Below are 16702 nucleotides of genomic sequence, written 5' to 3'. Positions count from 1 at the left end.
GCGAAGGCACCGGCGGCCGAGGGCCGGGGTCACTCAACCCCTCCCAGGTCGTAGACCAAGACCTCACCGTCGGCGTACGCAGTGAACAGCACCCACGAGCAAGCCCCGAAACACGCGCCCCGACGCCGCAGGACGGCCACGCTTCCAGATGCACAAGCACCGCGGCGATTACCTCCACGGTCTCGTGCCGTCCTTGCTCGGAGAGCCATCGCTCACCTTGCGCTGGTCCGCGGCCTGTGTCATGGCCGCTACCCTGCGAGAGCATCCATGACGCTGCCACCGCAGATCCGAGACGGGTCACGCGGCGCACTGGCTCACCGGCACAACCTGCAAAGACTCCCCGATCGCCCTACGGGTGCAGACTCCAGTCGGCAGGGCGGTAGGGTCCCGAGCGTGAACAGTGACGGCCAATGGAGCAAGCGGGACAGCCGGACCCTCTTTGCCGGCGGACCGGACAAGCGCATCCGGCTCACGGTTGATCAAGCCGTCCGGCCCGATGGTGTCACCGTGGAATACCCGCACGTGGCCGCCCCGGACTCGGTCAGGGTTCTCGCCGTCCGTCACGGCCAGGTGGCGATGGTCACTCAGCACCACTACCTTCACGGCTCGATCACCGACCTGCCCGGCGGGCTTGTCGACCAGGACGAGGAACCAGCCGACGCCGCCCGCCGCGAACTGGCCGAGGAGACCGGACTACAGGCCGCATGGCTGTATTCACTCGGCGCGGTGGCCACCGCGCGCGCCACAAGCACCGAGAAAGCCCATCTCTATCTCGCCCACGGCTGCACCCCGGGCCCCACCTCCCAGGACGCCGGAGAGTCGGTACATCTGCAGTGGCGTTCCTGGCACGAGTTGAACGAACCTGATGTCACCGCCTTGCAGGCCGCCATGCCCTTTCCCCTCGGCGACGCAGCGTCGCTCGCCGCAGTGCAGCGCAACGGGATGGCACTGCGTGCGGTCGGCGGGTTGCTTCCGGCGCGCGGCGACGACCTGGTTGCCGCAGCTTGGGCGGCCTACACGGTGGCCGCGCTGCGAGACCCGATCGCCGACGACCGGCTGAGCCTGGTCTGGCTAGACCTCGCCGTCGGCCGCTTCGCCGAAGGCAACGCGATCCTGGCGGAGTTGGAGTCGGGACACGAAGGGCCGGATGCCGAAGCCTCATGGGCCCTAGCCGCTCAGCGCCTCTGGCTGATTGCCCAGCAGCGATAAACCCGGCCGTGTCTCTGGTCGAACGTCCCCGTCGGCACCCTCCTGTGGGCGACGGTGCCAAAGCGCACCGAGTGAGCCTGCAGGACGGTGCTCGCACGCCCCATGACGGCTAGGGCGACGCCGAGCTGTTCCGAAACGGAACGCGCGCTTTGTTCCGAGCCGGAACGGCGCCTTGTTCCGAAACGGAACGGTTTTTGACCGTGATCATCGCTGGCAGTCCTGGCCCCGCAGTCCGAAAATGATCGCCGAGGCCCGCACGGCAGCCCCGCATGTGACGAACAGGCATCGGCTAGGCCACAGTCCCTATTCGCAACCGTGTACGGTTTCCCTGAGTGCATGTCAGGGCCACGGGGAGGGGCGTTGGATCTTCAGCATCAGACCTCGAACTTCGTCAACGCGTCCTGGTCGCTGGTAGATCTGCGGGACCTGATCTACAACATGCTGAGCCTTCTCTCCACCGAACTCAGCGAGAACGGCGGCATGGCCGGCGACGACGAGGCGGGCCGCGCCTTCGCCACTGTGTACAAGGCGGCCGTGAAGACGGTCTTCGACCAGTCCGCCTTTGCCCACCAGGTGATGGCCAACGGTGCGGGCGCGCTGCTCAAGTCGGCCGAGGCGTACCTGAGGCAGGAAAGCCGTATCGCGGCCGAGCTTCTCGGTCACAGCCCTCAAGGTCCGGACATCGGCGTACAGCCGTCGGGGCCTGACTGCTCCCCGCGCGGCAGTCACCACGCTGAGGACCTCCCCGAGGTCGTCGGCGAGACCAGCGGTGTCGACCAGTTCCTTTTCAACGAGCGTTTCCTCGGGCAGCCGGATAAGTGCCGTGCCGTGGCGGGTACCTGGCGTGCCGCAGCCAAGATTCTCGAAGCGGCGTACTGGGACTCCGAAGCCGCGTGGAAGCGCGCGACCCTCGACGAGGTCGGTCAGACCGCCGACCGGGTCGAGGAGTTCTTCAGGAAGTTCGTCGGCAAGAGCTCGCCTCCCAGTGAGGTGAGCGAGGACGAGACCCTCATGGCGAACCTGCCCACCGCCTGCAAGATGATCGCCAACGCCTGCGACGCCTACGCCGATCACATAGAGACCGCCAAGCGGCGGCTGCCGGTCGAGGAGACCTCCCCCGATGAGTCCCTCTGGCCGTGGGAACAGCCGCGGTTCGGAGGGGACGGCCACGACGGCGGACTGAACGAACTCGTCACGAGTGACATGCGGATCGCTGCGCTCGGCAAGATCCCGCCCGCTCTGGACAGCTCAAAGGCGAAGGTGAAGATGCCGCGGCCGGACAACGACAGCCCTGTGCCCGGGCTGCCCCCGTTCCTGGCACCGATTCTTCGCGTCCCGATGCTGGTCCCTGCCGCCTACCGCCCGGCCAACGGCCCGCGCGTACAGCCCATCCCCCCAGGGGTGCCGCCCAACCCCCGTTTTCCCCCACTCACGCCCGGGCAGCGGAACAACTTCCAGATGTGGCTGAACTCCCTGCGCCAAGGCGACTTCTCCGGGGGAAGGCCGGCAGAGGTCGCCTACCAGCGGCGCGTCGCCGGCTACCCCGAGTACGAAGTCCACATCCCTCCAGGGATCAGCCCCAACAGCACGCTGATGGTGGACGGATTCCGCGACGTCGACGGGATGGCCGTCGAGGCGAAGTACGTGAACAAACCGGACCAGCGCTGCTACCGCTCCCTGGAAGATCTCCGTAAGAACCATGCCAGCGGAGACAGGGACTTCCTCTACGACAAGGACCGCGCAGAGCTCCGCAAGTACGCCGCGGCCCTGAATGACCCGCGGAACACGGAGATGCGTGGCGTCGAAACCGTCACCAACAACCAGGAAGCAGTCCAGTACTGGCGCATCATGATGGCCGCCTACGGCGTCAGCGGCCACGCCCGCTACGTTCCTTGAGGCCCGCCACACCGCCACACAGGAAGCACCAGATCCACGATGGAACCCGAAGAGATCGCGGAACTCCGCACCATGTACGTCTTCACCCCAGCTGAGGGGCAGAGCTGGGGCCTGACGTTCGAGAGCCTCGAAGACAAGCTACGCGAGCGGAACCCCGACGAGTTCACCCGCATCGACGCCGAAGGGCCGGTCAGAGGCTCATCCATGCATTTCGGCATCACCCTGGGCGACGAACAGCTGGAGGGCCTGGCCCGCCTGTCATCCGAAGGGGTGGCCGTTCTGGACTGCAACGCCCACTTGGCGGCCGAGTTCGCCCTCTGGCTCAGGGACTGCGTGGTACCGACCGGCATGACGGTCATGTTCAACACCGAGTGGGGCCTGTTGGACGATTTGCCGCCCACGCCTGTTCCCGACGCACCTCGGCCGCGTATTGTTGCCGCCTTTGTCACACACATCGAGGAGACCGGGGGCCTCGACTAGTCGGGCACGGGGTTTGTACTCGTGGGCCGCGCTCCGTTGGACCGCCTGGGTCTGCCCCCACCGGAGGCACGCAGCTCTGGGCACCTCTTGCTGCCCTTGTTGAGTCTGGCCTCTCCTCTCTTGGCGTACCTTCCGCGAGGCGTGAACTTGACGTCGTTTCAGCCTGTGGACACCAGCTCTGCAGGCGTGATTGCGATCAGTCGGCAGCCGGGCAGCTCCATAGGCGTGAGTGACACAATCCGTATAGCGAACTCTTTGTCTTCCTGCTGTGGCAGGTAAAGACGGCGTGGTGAACTCGACGCCGGATGGCTGACGGCTGGCAGGTCGGGAGAGTTCCATAATTTGCGGGCAGTCGGGTCGAGCCGCACGGTTTCGATGACTTCCTGAAGGCGTTTGTCGTTGGGCCACTGTTCTGCGTTGACCCGGAGCGCCGCAATCGTGGGCAGAGCCCAGTCTGTTTGCCAGTTGATGAGCTGAGCCCGCGCTTCGGGCCATGTCAGCACCCATTCCACGATGTTGGGTCCGGAACCCATCCACGGAAAGTATTCCTGGATCTTCTCGTTGCAGGCGAGGACGTCCCAGCGCTGGTCGCTGAGGTAGATGCCCCAGGTTTTGCTCTGCTCGACTAGGGCCAGCAAGGCAGGCGGCAGGAGTTGATTGAGAGGGATGCCGGGAGTGGCGGCCGGCGCTCGGCCACGGGCGATGCGGTAGACGATGACCCATTCATCGTCGTCCAGAGCGAGGACAGCGCGGATCCGATGGAGGAAGGCGTCACTGTAGTTCGCTGGGCGCCCCGATTCGAGGGCGTTGTACCACCGGCGACTGACGCCCGCCAGTTGCGCGGTCTGACCCTGGGTGATCCCGCGAGCGAAACCCGCACCGAACATGGATGTAAACCCTGGTATGTCCGATGTGTTCCGACGTGCGCGGGCTTGCCGCAGTATGCGGGTGAGAAGGAGAGACTCGGCACCCCCACCGCTCATAACGTTCATATAACGTCCATTGGTGTCCACGGGTGGGATTCACGTCACAGGTTTCCGATTTTCCACGGCACCGCCCGCCGCTATGGCCACTCGTCATCCGAGCTTGAATTTGCGCCAGTTGAAGCCTGCGCTCGCAACGGACAAGCGATGGCTGAAACGGCGACCGTCGGGCTATGAGAACTGCCAGTTCTCATCTACAAGATAGGCACGGCCTTTGTTCCCTGTGGCTTCCGAGATCCGCCAATAGGGTTATTGCCGCCAGGGGATAAGCCTTCTGGCCTAATCCGGCTCGGAAGCAGAGCCTCGACCAGCCGGTACGAAGGGATTGCTCACATGTCTCTGGGAGAGAGCCTCCCCCGCACTCAGGAATCTCCGGTGCCTACGCGCGAGAGAGCGAGTCGCCGCCGATGGGGGCGGTGGCGTATAGCGGAACGGCGGACCGTGGAACGCGACCTCCACCGCCGGCTCCGGAAGGAGCTGCGCAGCCTGGGTATTCACCCCCCGTTGGACGTGGAGGAGCTGGCCAAGGCGCTCGGCGAGAGGCGCGGCCGTCCGATCGTTCTTCGCCCGGTCCCGCTGGAGGTGCCGGGGCCGTCGGGGATGTGGCTCGAAATGCCGCAGGTGGACATCATCGTCTACCAGCAGGAGACGACCCGGCTGCACCAGCTCCAGATCATCCTCCACGAGCTTCTCCACATCATCGTCGCGGAGTGGGAGGGTGAGGTCGTGGCGGAGTCGGCGGCCGATTTCGTGGAGGAGTGGGCTGCCCTCATCCCTATAGTCGATCCGAAGCTGATCCGGCGTGTTTCCCTGCGCTGCTCGTTCGAGGATGAGCAGGAGTGCTCGGTCGAGCTCGCGGCGACGATCATCCTGGAGTGGTCTTCGGTGGTCGACGCGCTTCCGCCGTTGTCGGAGGACCCGGAGGTCCGTCGGGTGCAGGCTGCTCTGGGTGACCGGCGGGGGTGGCTGTAGGCCATGGCGAAGTTCCTTCCACTGATCATCGCGGCTGCCGTCGTGTGGAGACTGTTTCTGTGGTCGCGTGCCCCGCGTGACGCTCCCACCCGGTCGGTTGCCCTCACCCTCCTGAGCCTGGGCTTGTCACACGCCGTAGCCAGGCCAGGGGGCACCCACGGCCTCGACATCATGGCGGGGCACAACATCACGCGGCTGGTCCAGAACCTGTTGCTGCTGCTCGCGTGCTACTTCCTGATGTGCTTCTACCTCTACTCGGCCGACGGGCCGGCGGCTCGGCGTCGAGCCCGGGTGGAGGGCGTCGTCGTGGCCCTGGTCTCGACGGCCATCACTGTGGCGGCCTTGACCGTACCGCTGGGGGCACTCAGCGGACCGAGCCGCACGATGGACATGACGATCCCGCAGGTCGCCGTCTTCTACCTCTGCGCGGGCCTGTACATGACGTACGCGATCGGGATGGCCGGACGGTGGTCCGCCCGCTATGCCCGCCTGTCGCGCCGGCCTCATGCCACCGGGCTGTGGATCACCGCGATCGGCCTCGGCTCGCTGGCGGTGGCCTGCGGCGTCCGCGCGGTCGTCACCGTCGTCCGTTGGAGCGGAGGGTCCGTGCCGCACCCGCTCATGACTTCGGCGGCAGCGTTGTTGACGTTGGCGAGCCTGCTCTTCGTCGTGGGCATCACCTATTCGGGCCTGCGCGCGAGAATCACCGCCACTCGGCTATGGCTGCGCCGGCGCCGGGATCACCGTCGGCTGGCCCCTCTGTGGGAACTGCTGACCGGGATCAATCCGAAGAACGAGCTGAAGCCCGCGTCCCGCACACCTTGGGATCGGTGGCGTGCCCGTGGCGTGCACCGCCGCTATCACCGGCGGATAGTGGAATGCCGCGACGGACTGGTCGACATCAGCCCATATCTAGCGGCTGGGGGTGAGGAAGCCGACCTCCTCAGCCTGGAGCCGGCCGAACTGGCCAGACGGCTGCGGCGTGCCTCCGCCACGATCTGGCAGGCCGCCCCAGCTACGGCAAGGCCCCTACCTCTGGCAAAGCCGAAGGGTGACGACCGGGACTCGGATGTCGACCAGTTGATCGCGGTGTCGGAGGCACTGCGGCTGACCGCGTGACCGTGGAAGCGACAGCGAAGGCGAGACGACATGCTGATCACCGCCGACCGGATTCTGACCGGCTCCGGGACGTACCTGGAGGACGGCGCCGTCCTCATCGACGGTGACCTGATCACCGCCGTCGGGCCTCGCGCGCAGATCACCGGCCACTCCGGCGCACAGGGCACAGATCTCTCGTTTCCCGGTGCCACGGTGATGCCCGGGCTCATCGACGCCCACGTACACCTCGTGTTCGACGGCAGCACCGACCCGTTGGCCGCCTTCAAGGACTCGAGCGACGAGGAGCTGCTGCACGACATGCGCCGACGCGCGCAGCAGCTCCTGTCGAGCGGCGTGACAACGGTGCGGGACCTCGGGGACCGCAACGGCCTGGCTCTGCGCCTGCGCGAGGAGATCGGCCGGGGCGCCACCGCCGGCCCCCGCATCGTGTCTGCAGGCACACCGTTGACGACTCCTGGAGGCCACTGCTATTTCCTGGGCGGTGAGGTCTGCGGCGATGTTTCGGTCCGTGACCTGGTACGGCGCAACGTGGCGGCGGGTGCCGGAGTGATCAAGGTGATGGCGAGCGGGGGCGGTCTGACGAAGGACGGGCCGAAGAGCTGGCAGAGCCAGTTCTCGGCTGACGAGCTGAGGGCCCTGGTGGACGAGGCGCGCAAGGCCGGCGTGCCGGTGGCCGCGCACGCTCACAGCGCTGACGGCATCGCGGCGGTCGTGGCTGCCAGCGTGGACACCATTGAGCACTGCACGTGGATGACCGAGGACGGCTTCGGTCTGCGCCAGGACGTCCTAAAGGAGATCGTCGATCGGGGCATTGCGGTCTGCCCTGCTGTCAGTCCTCACTGGCAGATGGTGGCCCGCCATTTCGGCGACGAGCGGACGCGAATCCTGTTCGGGCAGGTCCGGCAGATGGCCGAGGCCGGTGTCAGGCTCATCGCCGGAACCGACGCCGGTGTACAGCGGACCGGGTTCCACGGATCGCTCGCCGGGGCGCTCGGTTTCTATGCGCACGTGGGTATGCCGACCGGCAGGGTCATCGACATGGCCACCGCCCACGCGGCCGACGCTCTCGGACTCGGCGGGTCAGCGGGCCGCATCGCGCCCGGGCACTGCGCGGACCTGCTGGTCGTCGACGGCGATCCTCTCGCCGACCTTGCGGCGCTCAAGGAGATCCGTGCCGTGATCACGGCAGGACGCGTGCACGAGCCGGGCTCAACGGCAGAGCAGAAGCGGTAGCTACACGGCCGGTTGCCGGGCTCACAGGCCACGGGGCCGCTCTACTTTCCGGCTTCCGCCTCCTTCTCCGTCATCTCCGCCACCAGCTCGTTAACCAGCGCCATCATCCTGGGCGACAGGCCCTGAGGGCCCAGACCACGGGCCTTGACCCTTCCGATGGCTCCTTGCTTGGCGGCGGCCAGCAGGTGGAGTCCTTCATAGACCTGCGCGGCAACAGCCTCATCGGACTCGAAGTACAACGGTGACACGCCGACAACGGCGGCCAGGGCAGGCAGCACTGCCGGAGGCGCCGTTTCCTTGGCGCCAGTCCGTAGATCGCTGAAGTCCTGCGCGGTGAGGATGTCCGCACCCATCTGGGCATTCACCTGCGCCGCCATCTCAGCGTCCGACGGAGGCCCTTGAGGCCCCGGGTACGAACCCTGCAGGATGAGGGTGATTTTCTCGGCGAGCGAGCCCGGCGGCCTACCCAAGTCCGCAGCAGCATCCTGCTGCGTTCCCGGCTCCACTCCCCCGCTCTTTCTCTCCTCGGCTGCGGCGAAGGAACGGTCCTCGGCCCTCCGCAGCTCCTCCTCGCTGACGCCGTACCTCGCCGCCAAAGCCGGGACGTACCTGTCCTTGAGACGGCGGTCGCCCTTCTCGGCCGCCTTGACCGGTCCTGCGCTCTTGGTCCCAATCACCTCGGCCGTCTCGTTCAGGTAGACGCCGGCGTCACAGCGCAGGTCAGCCAGATCGGGCAGGCCCGTCCGCGGAAACAGGTCGTCCAGGTCGCCGCGGAGCGCCGCAGCGTATGCGGCCAGCTTCTCCGGATCGGGCGAGGAGTGGCCGGCCTCCCAGTTCGCCACTGCGGAGTTGGACACGCCCACGTCAGCCCCCACCTCACTCTGGAGGCGGTCGGCGGCTCGCCGCACCGCGCGAGCGCGGTGTCGGTCGAAGTGACGGGCAGGCATCAAACCTCGATTTTTCTGCAAGTTGAAGCGGATGCATCTTGTTGACTTTTACTTTGCCGGGGAATAGGTTCAGCGTAGCGAAAAAAGAGTGGCTGTGCACACCGCCGGCCCCTCTGGCTTCAGCCTCTCCACCAGCCCTCAAGCCAGCGGAGAGGCTCGCACCGCCTGCGAGAGGTCACCTCTCCACGACGGCGCGGCATGTCCACCGCGGGCCCGGAGGCCGGCAGTACCTCTGCGCCGCAGTGGGCAAACGTTCCCCCCACCGCACGTCAGGAAGTCCCGACCATGCCGCAGCACCTCTTAGACCGAGCAGCCAGTCCACTCGGTGCATGCGTCGTGCAAGGCCCAGCCCTGTGCGACTTGTAGAGAGTCCTTTAGCAAGGTCTAGATCTTGCCGCCGGGCCTGCATATGTTCGTCGTCCCTCGCCGGGCACCCCGCCCGGCGGCAGACGACGCTAGGAGCACATGCGCAACGCGCAATCCAGCCGGGTGAGATAGCCCCGAACACAGCGACGGCGCCCATGGAGCGGTAACTCCCGGACGCCGAACGCCAAACGGTACTCCTGCCCCGGCAAGGGCGGAGATTTACCCACCTTCACCGCACCGGTCCTTTCCTACGAGGCACACCGGCGCGGGCTTCACTACGGAGGAGAGTCTTACATGCCGCCTGCCCTGCGCAAAGGGCCGGTGTCCCCGGCTCGCGCGGCAGCCGTCCTCGCTTCGCCGCCCGGCTTCCTGACGGTGCACGTGTTGCTCGGCGCCCTCGCGCCGGAGCCTGCCGCTGGCACCCGGCCCGTCTGGGTGGTGACCCGATGAGCCGGGACGCCCGCGAATGGGCGTGGGAGTACAGCGCCAGCCGCGGAAACGCTCGCCTGGTCCTGCTGTCGATCGCCGACCGGATCCCCGACGAGCAGTGCGTCGCCTGGGCGTCCCTCACCTCGCTGATGAAGCGTACGAACGCCAGCCGCAACGCCATACGCGCCGCCATCACGGCGCTGGCCGAGGCCGGCGAACTGGAGGTGCTCGACGACCTCGACGGCCCGCAGCACAGCACGGTCTACCGGCTGCCGCGCGCCGCTGCGTGGCTGGCCAAGGTCGCGGCGGCCCGCAAGGACGACCCCGAGGCGTACGTGGCGCCCCCGGTCGAGTCCGATCCGGTGCCCGAACTGGACGTCGAGCGGCTGCGCAAGCACGGAATCTGGCCCAGGACCGGGTCGGAATCCGACCCCCGTCGTCTGAATCTGACCGGGTCAGAATCTGCACCCCCTCGTCAGAACCTGACCCCTCCCCGGGTCAGATCCCGACCCCTGCCCGGGTCTGATTCTGACCCCCAGAACCGTAGTGAACCGAAGGTGAACCGTAGGTACAGCAGCAGTGGTGCTGCCGACCTCACCTTGGCCGGGGACTGGCAGGTCGACGACGCGAGCCTGTCCTGGGCCCAGCAGCAGGGGCATCTCGAACGCCTCGGCGAGCATGGTCTGCAGGCCGCCGACGCGAAGTGGCGCCACCACCGAGCCGACCGGAGCCCTCGCTCCGCCGCAGCCTGGGCTGCCGACTGGCGGTCCTGGATCGCCCGCGAGCACAGCCCGACCCCCCAGCGTCCGAACCTCTACGCCCTGCCCGGCGGCAGCCCCGCCCCGCAGGCCGGCATGACCAAAGCCGACCTGCACATGGCCGCCCTGAAGGCCGCGCTCGACGAACCGACTGGAACGGAGTAACCACCATGGACCGCCGCGAAGTTGCTGCCGTGCTCACCTACGTCGGCCGCCTGGACCCGCGCACCATCCGCACCGACGCGGGCGAGGCCCGCGACCAGCTCGCCATGTGGCACGAGCTGCTCGGCGACGTCCCGATGGCCACCGGCCAGGGCTGGGACGTCCGCGAGATCGTCCGCAAGCGCATCGTGAGTTCGCCGTACCCGATCCTCCCGGCCGACGTGGCCCGTGAATGGCAGGCGCACCGCCGCGATCGTCTGGCCCGGCACACTGACCCGACCCCCATGGCCGACCCGGACCATCCGCAAGCCTGGAGGGCCGAGCTGCTGGCGGCGCGCGACGCCGTCGCTGCCGGACAGGCCGCCCCCTCTGCGCACCGCGGGATCACCGCAGGGCGACACCGGCCGGGACTCAAGGACCAGCTGGCCGCCGTCGGCTCCTACATCCCGGCGGCCGTACGCGCGGAGCTGGCCCCCTACCGCCCGGCCCGCGCCGCCCGCGAAGCCGCCATCGCCGCCGGAGGCCCCGACATCCTCGGCGTGCCGTGCGACTGGTGCCACGCCGAAAAGGGTGAACCCTGCCGCCGCCGTCGCATCACCCTCGACGGCACCGCCCGGGGCAACGCACCACGCGCCACCGCCCACCCCGGGCGCATCGACCTCGCCCTGGCTGCGCAGGCCCAGGCTCCCGCCGCCTGACCCCAGCCCACTTCCCCACAGAAACGTTCCGCCTCCAGTACGGCCCGACGCCGTACCCCGAGCCCGGCCTCGCCGCATCCCGCCGCACCCCCGTCCGCCGCCGGTGCCGCGCGACCCGCACCCACCGAGGCGACTTCCGGAGACCGTCTTGCGCCACATCACCACCAACAACACCCCCGCCCCGACGATCCGGGGCATCGCCGACCACAGCTGGCAGGAACGAGGCCGGTGCCATCGCCTGCCCGCTGAGGAGATCGACGAGCTGTTCTTCCACGCCGCCCGCGACCGCGCGGCCATCGACGCGGCCAAGGCCATCTGCGGCAGCTGCCCGGTGAAGAAGGCGTGCTTCGACTACGCCCTCGACAACGAGATCCGCCAGGGCATGTGGGGCGGGCTCACCGAGGACGAGCGCCGCCCCTGGCACGCCAAGGTCAACAAGCGCCTGGACTACAGCCGGGTGAAGGCCGCCTTCGAAGGACGCGACGTCCATCTCAGCGACGCCGAGCGTGACGCCGTCACGCGCCACGCCTACGTCCGTGGCTGGAGCCCCGAGCGGCTCGCCTACGCGCTGCGGCTCGACCTCGACTGGGCGCGCGACCTGATGCGCAACGCCGCACACGCAGTCGCCGACCGCGACCGCTACTGGGACCAGGCCGACGAGACCACCGAGAACGAGGACGTCGCCTCGTCGGTGCAGGTGCCCCGCCAGGTACAGACCGACTCGCTGATCGCCGCTCTCCGAAAGGCCGCATGACAAACCCCATCGCCATGTCCTTGCCCTACGGCATCGAATTCGTCTATGTCGTCGCGGCCGTGGGGCTACTCGCCCTCGCGCTTGCTGGCTGGTCGATCCGGCGTAGCCGGAACCGGGCGGGCGGCAGGCGCGTCGGCACTCCCGCGGTCTGGGTCGCAGCCCTTGCCGCGCTCAACTGCACCGTCTACTCCGGCGACACCAGCTGGCGGTTCGCCGCCGACTACCTCGACATGGCCGGCACGGTGGAGCGGGCCATGATGTTCAGCGCAGGCGAGGCGGCGCTGTTCGCGACCGCGCTGATGGCCCGGCAGAACCTGAAGACCCAGGGGGCGCCCGGCCTGCCGGGTGCCCTGGTCTGGGTGATCACCGGGGTGCAGGTCATCCCGGCGTACGCCGAGTCGGGCACGGTGGGCGGCACCGTGCGGGCCTTCATCGGCCCGGTCATGGCAGCCGTGCTCTGGCACCTGGCCATGGGCATCGAGCTGCGGCTGCACAAACCGGACGCCGCCTCGCAGGGGCTCCTGGCCACGCTCGGACGCGAAGCGCGGGAGCGGCTGCTCTCACGCCTGGGCGTCGCCACTCGCAACCGCGATGCCGCGCAGATCACCAAAGACCGCGCGACTCGACGGGCAGTGGCCCTTGCCTCCCAGCTGGCCGGGATGTCGGCAGCGGATCGCGAGAAGGACACCAGGATCACGCGTCGGCTCCAGTCGGCTCTCACCCGAGCCGGGGTCGGTACCGATCCTCAGCAGCGTCAGGCTCTCCTGGAGCAGCTGGCCGCCCGTCGGCACGCGGCGGCTCTCGCCACCGTCGATCTGCCGTCGCCCTGGGCTCAGTCCGTGCACGGCCCGGACTCCGATCGCGAGAGCCGGTCCCCTTTCGGCCCGTCCCCGGTGTCGCTGCCGACGGACGAGAAGCAGGTGGGTCGGTGGCTGAGCGCCGTCCCCAACGACGGTCTCAAGAACCGCGGGGACGGGGATCGTACGGAATCGGGGACGGGGACGGAGGCTGAAGGGGACCGTCCCCACGCCGTCCCCGACGACACCCGGGGCCGTGTCAATGAGCCCGACTCCAGCCTGCTGAGCGAGGGCACAGCGGCGGCGATCGGGGACCGAGGGGACGCACCTGCCGGGGCCGAAGAGGCCGACGCCGACGTCGAGGGCAATGCCGCGAACCTCCACGAAGCTGCTGCTCAGGGCGGTGCAGGACCGTCCCCCGCAGCCGTCCCCAACGGCGACGCGGGCCGGGAACACCCAGACGCGGAAACGGGGACGGAGGTTGAAGGGGACCGTCCCCACAGCGTCCCCAACGACAACGGGGACGGTGAGAACCCCGCCACGGAAACGGGGACCGAGGCCGAAGGGGACCGTCCCCACACCGTCCCCAACGACAACGGGGACGGTGAGAACCCCGCCACGGAAACGGGGACCGAGGCCGAAGGGGACCGTCCCCACACCGTCCCCGTACGCCGGAAGCCGAAGCCCAGGACGAAGGCGCAGCGGAGTCGGCCGGGTGGCGGGAAGTCCAAGCGCCCTCGGCGGAAGCAGCTGAGCCTCGAGGAGACGGCCGAGCTGGTGCGTCCCCACATACCCGCGCTGCTGGAGCGCGACGGAAATGCCGTCATCACGCGCCCGCAGCTGCGGGAGATCCTCCGCTCCCTGAACCTCGCGGGCGGCCGGAACGAGAACATCACGCGGCTCCTGCAATTGCTGCGGGATGAGGCGGGCACCACGACAAGGAGGGCACCCCGATGAAGAACTGCCACAGATTCTCCACCATCAAGGCCGGCTTCGAGCGGGACGCCCGCTTTCTGCGCGGTCACGCCGAGCGCCACCAGGGATCCGCGCCGGCGAAGACCAGCGCGAAGAACGCCGTCTCGGTGAAGCGGAACATGGCGCGGGCCCTGAACACGCACCTCGACCGCTGTCCCGAGTGCGGCTGACTCCTGCAAAGAAGCAGGTCACGCGTCTGAATCCGCATTCCGCATGGTGGCCCGGCCTCGGTCGGGCCACCGCTCCTGCCACGGAGGGATCGCCATTTCTGCCCGCCATCCGCGCGCGCGTGTCCCGTCGATCGCCGAAGCCGGCGCCTGGGCGGACGTGCTCGTGCACCACCAGCTGCTGCACGCAGCCGTGCTGACCCCCACCGGCCAGTGGCTCGTCCAGGACCGGCCTGCGTCGCCCGTCCGGGTCCTGGCGGGCGCGACCGCCATGGTCGATCTGGCCGTCGAGATCCAGCAAGGCATCCGTACCACGAGGAACGACACCCGATGACAGACCCGACGACAAACCCCTCTTCCGCGCCCGATGAGCCGGAAGCCAACTCGACCTCAGCGGGAGCAAGTTGGTGCGAGAGTAATACTCCCGTTGGGAGTATTACTCTCGCGTCCTCCGCCCCGGGGGTGGCGGAGGCGGTCCAGCGCCGGGGGGCACTGGACCGGGGGGATGCGACCGAGGGCGGCTCGCATCCCGAGGAGGAGACGACTCACCCGTGTCACAACCCGCACTGCGCCCAGCACGCGAGTGCGCCGCCGAGCCCGCCGCCCGCGCGTAATCGCAAGCCGAAGACCAAATCCAGCAAGCGCAAACACCTGATCGCCAGCCGATTCAACGATGCCGAGAAGCAGTCCGTGCTCGACGCAGCGGCAGCGTGTGCCATGACACCGTCCGGCTTCCTCGCCCATGCCGCGCTGAGCGCCTCCCGGGATCTCACCCGTACAGAAGCCGAGGTCGCCGGCGAACGCGAAATGAAGCGCCAGCTGTTTGCCCTTGGCCCCGCGCTGAGCCGGATCGGCAACAACCTCAACCAGGTTGCGGCAGCCCTGAACAGAGACGAGCTGGCGCCGCAGGCCCGAGCAGTCCTCGACGGTGTCGACCAGGTTCGCCTGGAGGTGCACGCGTTCATCCAGCACTACCTGGACAGCGAGCGTCCAGCAGCATGATCCCCTCAGTCAACGACATGGGCGACAAGACCCTCGGCCTTCTCAAGTATCTGTACGGCCCCGGCGACGCCGAGGAGCACATCGATCCCCACCTCGTCGCCGCATGGGACAGCCTCGCCCCCGACCCCGGCCGCGACCCTGACGCAACAGAAGCCGACCTGCAGATACTGCTCGACCAGCCCGTCATGGCCCTGCCCGAGGACGAGAGGCCCGCCTTGCACGTATGGCACCTGTCCGTACGCGCCGCCCCCGAAGACCCGATCCTCACCGACGAGCAGTGGGCGGACATCGCCCGCCGCATGGTCTCCGCCACCGGCATCGCTCCCGATGGCGACGACGCCGCCTGCCGCTGGGCGGCCGTCCGCCATGCCGACGACCACATCCACATCATCGCCACCGTCGTCCGCCATGACGGCCGCCAGGCCCGCATTCATCGCGATGGCGCCCGCGCCCAGGCGGAAGCCCGGCAGATCGAAATCGACTACGGGCTACGGCGGGTGAACGTCGGCGACGGAACCGCCGCCAAACGCCCGAGCAGCGCCGAACGCCACAAAGCCAACCGCCAGGGCAAGGAACGCACGCCACGCGAAGAACTGCGCGAGACGGTGCGCCGCGCCGCCGCCGGCGTCGCCAGCGAGAAGGAGTTCTTCGACCGTCTGACCGCCGCCGGCCTTCTGGTCCAGCAGCGCGTCGCGCCCTCCGGTGACCTGCTCGGCTACAAGGTCGCGCTGTCCGACGACCGCAATGAGGACCAGGAGCCGATCTACTATTCGGGCTCCACCCTCGCGCCCGACCTCTCCCTGCCCCGCATCCGCGAACGATGGGCGGGCAACGCTTCCAAACCCGACCAGGACGCCACCACGGACCGCTCCTCCGGGTCGGATCGCATCAGGCCCTCGGACGCGCGCCGTCAGGCGACGACGGCGTCCTGGCAGGCCGTACTCATCATCGACCAGGGTGAGGACGGGCAGATTTCCGCCCTGATCGCCGCGGGCGGCGAGGTCCTCGACGCGCTCGCCAAGACCTCGGCCGCGCACACCCGACATGAACTGCGAGACGCCGCCTTCGCGTTCGAGCGGGCCACCCGCTCCCACATCCGGGCCGAGCGCAAGCACGCCCGCGGTCTACGGAAGGCCGCCCGGAACCTCGTGCAGGGCGGGCCTGCACTCGGGCGCGTGGAGGACGGTGCCACCACCGCCATGCTGATCGACATGGTGTTCTTCCTGGTCACCGCCGCCGCCCACTGGCACGCGATGAAGGGGCACGCCCAGCAGGCCGCTGCTGCCCGCCAGGCCGCCGAGCACCTGCGCGCCGCCTACCAGGCCGCAGCACCGATGTATCTGGGCGTCATGCGCGACCGTGGCCGGCGCATGTCCCTGCCCCTGCAGCGCAAGCAGACGGCCTACCTGCGCCAGGCGGTGCCGGAGCTGGCCGAGCAGGTCCTCGCCGAGCCAGGCTGGTACGCCCTGGCCTCCACCCTTGCCGACGTCGAGCGCGCCGGGCACGACCCGGCCGCGCTCTTGGCCGAGGCCGCCGAGCGTCGGGAGCTGGGCACCGCCGAGTCGATCAGCGACGTCCTCGTGTGGCGGCTGCGACGCATGGCCGACCTGCCCGCCGACGCGTCCACGCTGCCCGAGCACACCACCACCGCGCCCAGCGCAACCCGGCCTGCCGCGAAGCGTCCGACGAAGAGCAAGGAGCGCCCCGCCAACTCCCGCTGAATTCAACAATCTTAGAGTTGCAGCAGGTCAGGGA

Annotated in this window: 17 protein-coding genes; 15 read left to right on the top strand and 2 right to left on the bottom strand. The window is 68.6% G+C overall.

All coding sequences use genetic code 11. From position 1 onward, the window contains the following. The first annotated feature begins 393 nt into the window (after positions 1-393). From OG254_RS39470 to OG254_RS39460, 3 genes are all read left to right on the top strand, one after another. Entirely contained in the window at positions 394-1209 is an 816-nt protein-coding gene (locus OG254_RS39470) for an NUDIX hydrolase (protein WP_405591891.1), read from the top strand. Positions 1210-1569: 360 nt separating this feature from the next. Beyond that, positions 1570-3105: a restriction endonuclease fold toxin-2 domain-containing protein gene (locus OG254_RS39465; protein ID WP_405591888.1), complete on the top strand. Its 1536-nt coding sequence runs from the start codon at positions 1570-1572 to the stop codon at positions 3103-3105. A gap of 39 nt (positions 3106-3144) precedes the next feature. Next, positions 3145-3585, top strand: coding sequence for a hypothetical protein (locus OG254_RS39460; protein ID WP_405591885.1), 441 nt, complete (start codon positions 3145-3147; stop codon positions 3583-3585). 158 nt (positions 3586-3743) lie between these two features. Here the strand turns inward: OG254_RS39460 and OG254_RS39455 are convergent, their stop codons facing one another. Continuing rightward, positions 3744-4568, bottom strand: a complete 825-nt coding sequence (locus OG254_RS39455; RefSeq protein WP_405595467.1) for a helix-turn-helix domain-containing protein — start codon at positions 4566-4568, stop codon at positions 3744-3746. 510 nt (positions 4569-5078) lie between these two features. On the opposite strand from OG254_RS39455, the gene OG254_RS39450 reads away from it, so the two are divergent. The 3 genes from OG254_RS39450 to OG254_RS39440 are packed head-to-tail and all read left to right on the top strand — an operon-like array spanning position 5079 to position 7892. Then, positions 5079-5540: a hypothetical protein gene (locus tag OG254_RS39450; protein ID WP_405591882.1), complete on the top strand. Its 462-nt coding sequence runs from the start codon at positions 5079-5081 to the stop codon at positions 5538-5540. 3 nt (positions 5541-5543) lie between these two features. Then, positions 5544-6659, top strand: coding sequence for an MAB_1171c family putative transporter (locus tag OG254_RS39445; protein WP_405591879.1), 1116 nt, complete (start codon positions 5544-5546; stop codon positions 6657-6659). A 30-nt stretch (positions 6660-6689) separates the two neighbouring features. Further along, a complete protein-coding gene (locus OG254_RS39440; RefSeq protein ID WP_405591876.1) occupies positions 6690-7892 on the top strand; it encodes an amidohydrolase family protein in 1203 nt (400 codons plus the stop codon). A 41-nt stretch (positions 7893-7933) separates the two neighbouring features. Here OG254_RS39440 and OG254_RS39435 read toward each other — a convergent pair whose 3' ends face one another. Beyond that, complete coding sequence (locus tag OG254_RS39435) at positions 7934-8839, bottom strand: helix-turn-helix domain-containing protein (RefSeq protein WP_405591873.1); 906 nt, start codon at positions 8837-8839, stop codon at positions 7934-7936. 660 nt (positions 8840-9499) lie between these two features. Between OG254_RS39435 and OG254_RS39430 the strand changes: the two genes are divergently transcribed. From OG254_RS39430 to OG254_RS39390, 9 genes are all read left to right on the top strand, one after another. Next, on the top strand, positions 9500-9655 hold the full coding sequence (locus OG254_RS39430) for a hypothetical protein (protein ID WP_405591871.1): 156 nt from the start codon (positions 9500-9502) through the stop codon (positions 9653-9655). After that, positions 9652-10557, top strand: coding sequence for a helix-turn-helix domain-containing protein (locus OG254_RS39425; RefSeq protein ID WP_405591868.1), 906 nt, complete (start codon positions 9652-9654; stop codon positions 10555-10557). Before OG254_RS39430 ends, OG254_RS39425 begins: the two co-directional genes overlap by 4 nt. Positions 10558-10562: 5 nt before the next feature. Then, positions 10563-11252: a hypothetical protein gene (locus tag OG254_RS39420; RefSeq protein WP_405591865.1), complete on the top strand. Its 690-nt coding sequence runs from the start codon at positions 10563-10565 to the stop codon at positions 11250-11252. A gap of 148 nt (positions 11253-11400) precedes the next feature. Continuing rightward, on the top strand, positions 11401-12006 hold the full coding sequence (locus OG254_RS39415) for a WhiB family transcriptional regulator (RefSeq protein WP_405591862.1): 606 nt from the start codon (positions 11401-11403) through the stop codon (positions 12004-12006). Further along, positions 12003-13760, top strand: a complete 1758-nt coding sequence (locus OG254_RS39410; RefSeq protein ID WP_405591860.1) for a hypothetical protein — start codon at positions 12003-12005, stop codon at positions 13758-13760. The genes OG254_RS39415 and OG254_RS39410 overlap by 4 nt, the downstream gene beginning before the upstream one ends. Further along, on the top strand, positions 13757-13948 hold the full coding sequence (locus tag OG254_RS39405; RefSeq protein WP_405591857.1) for a hypothetical protein: 192 nt from the start codon (positions 13757-13759) through the stop codon (positions 13946-13948). Before OG254_RS39410 ends, OG254_RS39405 begins: the two co-directional genes overlap by 4 nt. Positions 13949-13991: 43 nt before the next feature. Continuing rightward, positions 13992-14279: a hypothetical protein gene (locus OG254_RS39400; RefSeq protein ID WP_405591854.1), complete on the top strand. Its 288-nt coding sequence runs from the start codon at positions 13992-13994 to the stop codon at positions 14277-14279. A 128-nt stretch (positions 14280-14407) separates the two neighbouring features. Beyond that, positions 14408-14947, top strand: a complete 540-nt coding sequence (locus OG254_RS39395; RefSeq protein WP_405591851.1) for a plasmid mobilization protein — start codon at positions 14408-14410, stop codon at positions 14945-14947. Continuing rightward, positions 14944-16668 (top strand): relaxase/mobilization nuclease domain-containing protein, encoded by a 1725-nt coding sequence (locus OG254_RS39390; protein ID WP_405591848.1) that lies wholly within the window; start codon positions 14944-14946, stop codon positions 16666-16668. Before OG254_RS39395 ends, OG254_RS39390 begins: the two co-directional genes overlap by 4 nt. The last annotated feature ends 34 nt before the right edge of the window (positions 16669-16702 follow it).

Origin of the sequence: Streptomyces sp. NBC_01092, assembly GCF_045039535.1 — a bacterium.
GTDB lineage: Bacteria > Actinomycetota > Actinomycetes > Streptomycetales > Streptomycetaceae > Streptomyces.
The sequence above is the reverse complement of the archived record's forward strand: the minus strand, read 5'-3'. Positions and strand labels throughout refer to the sequence as shown.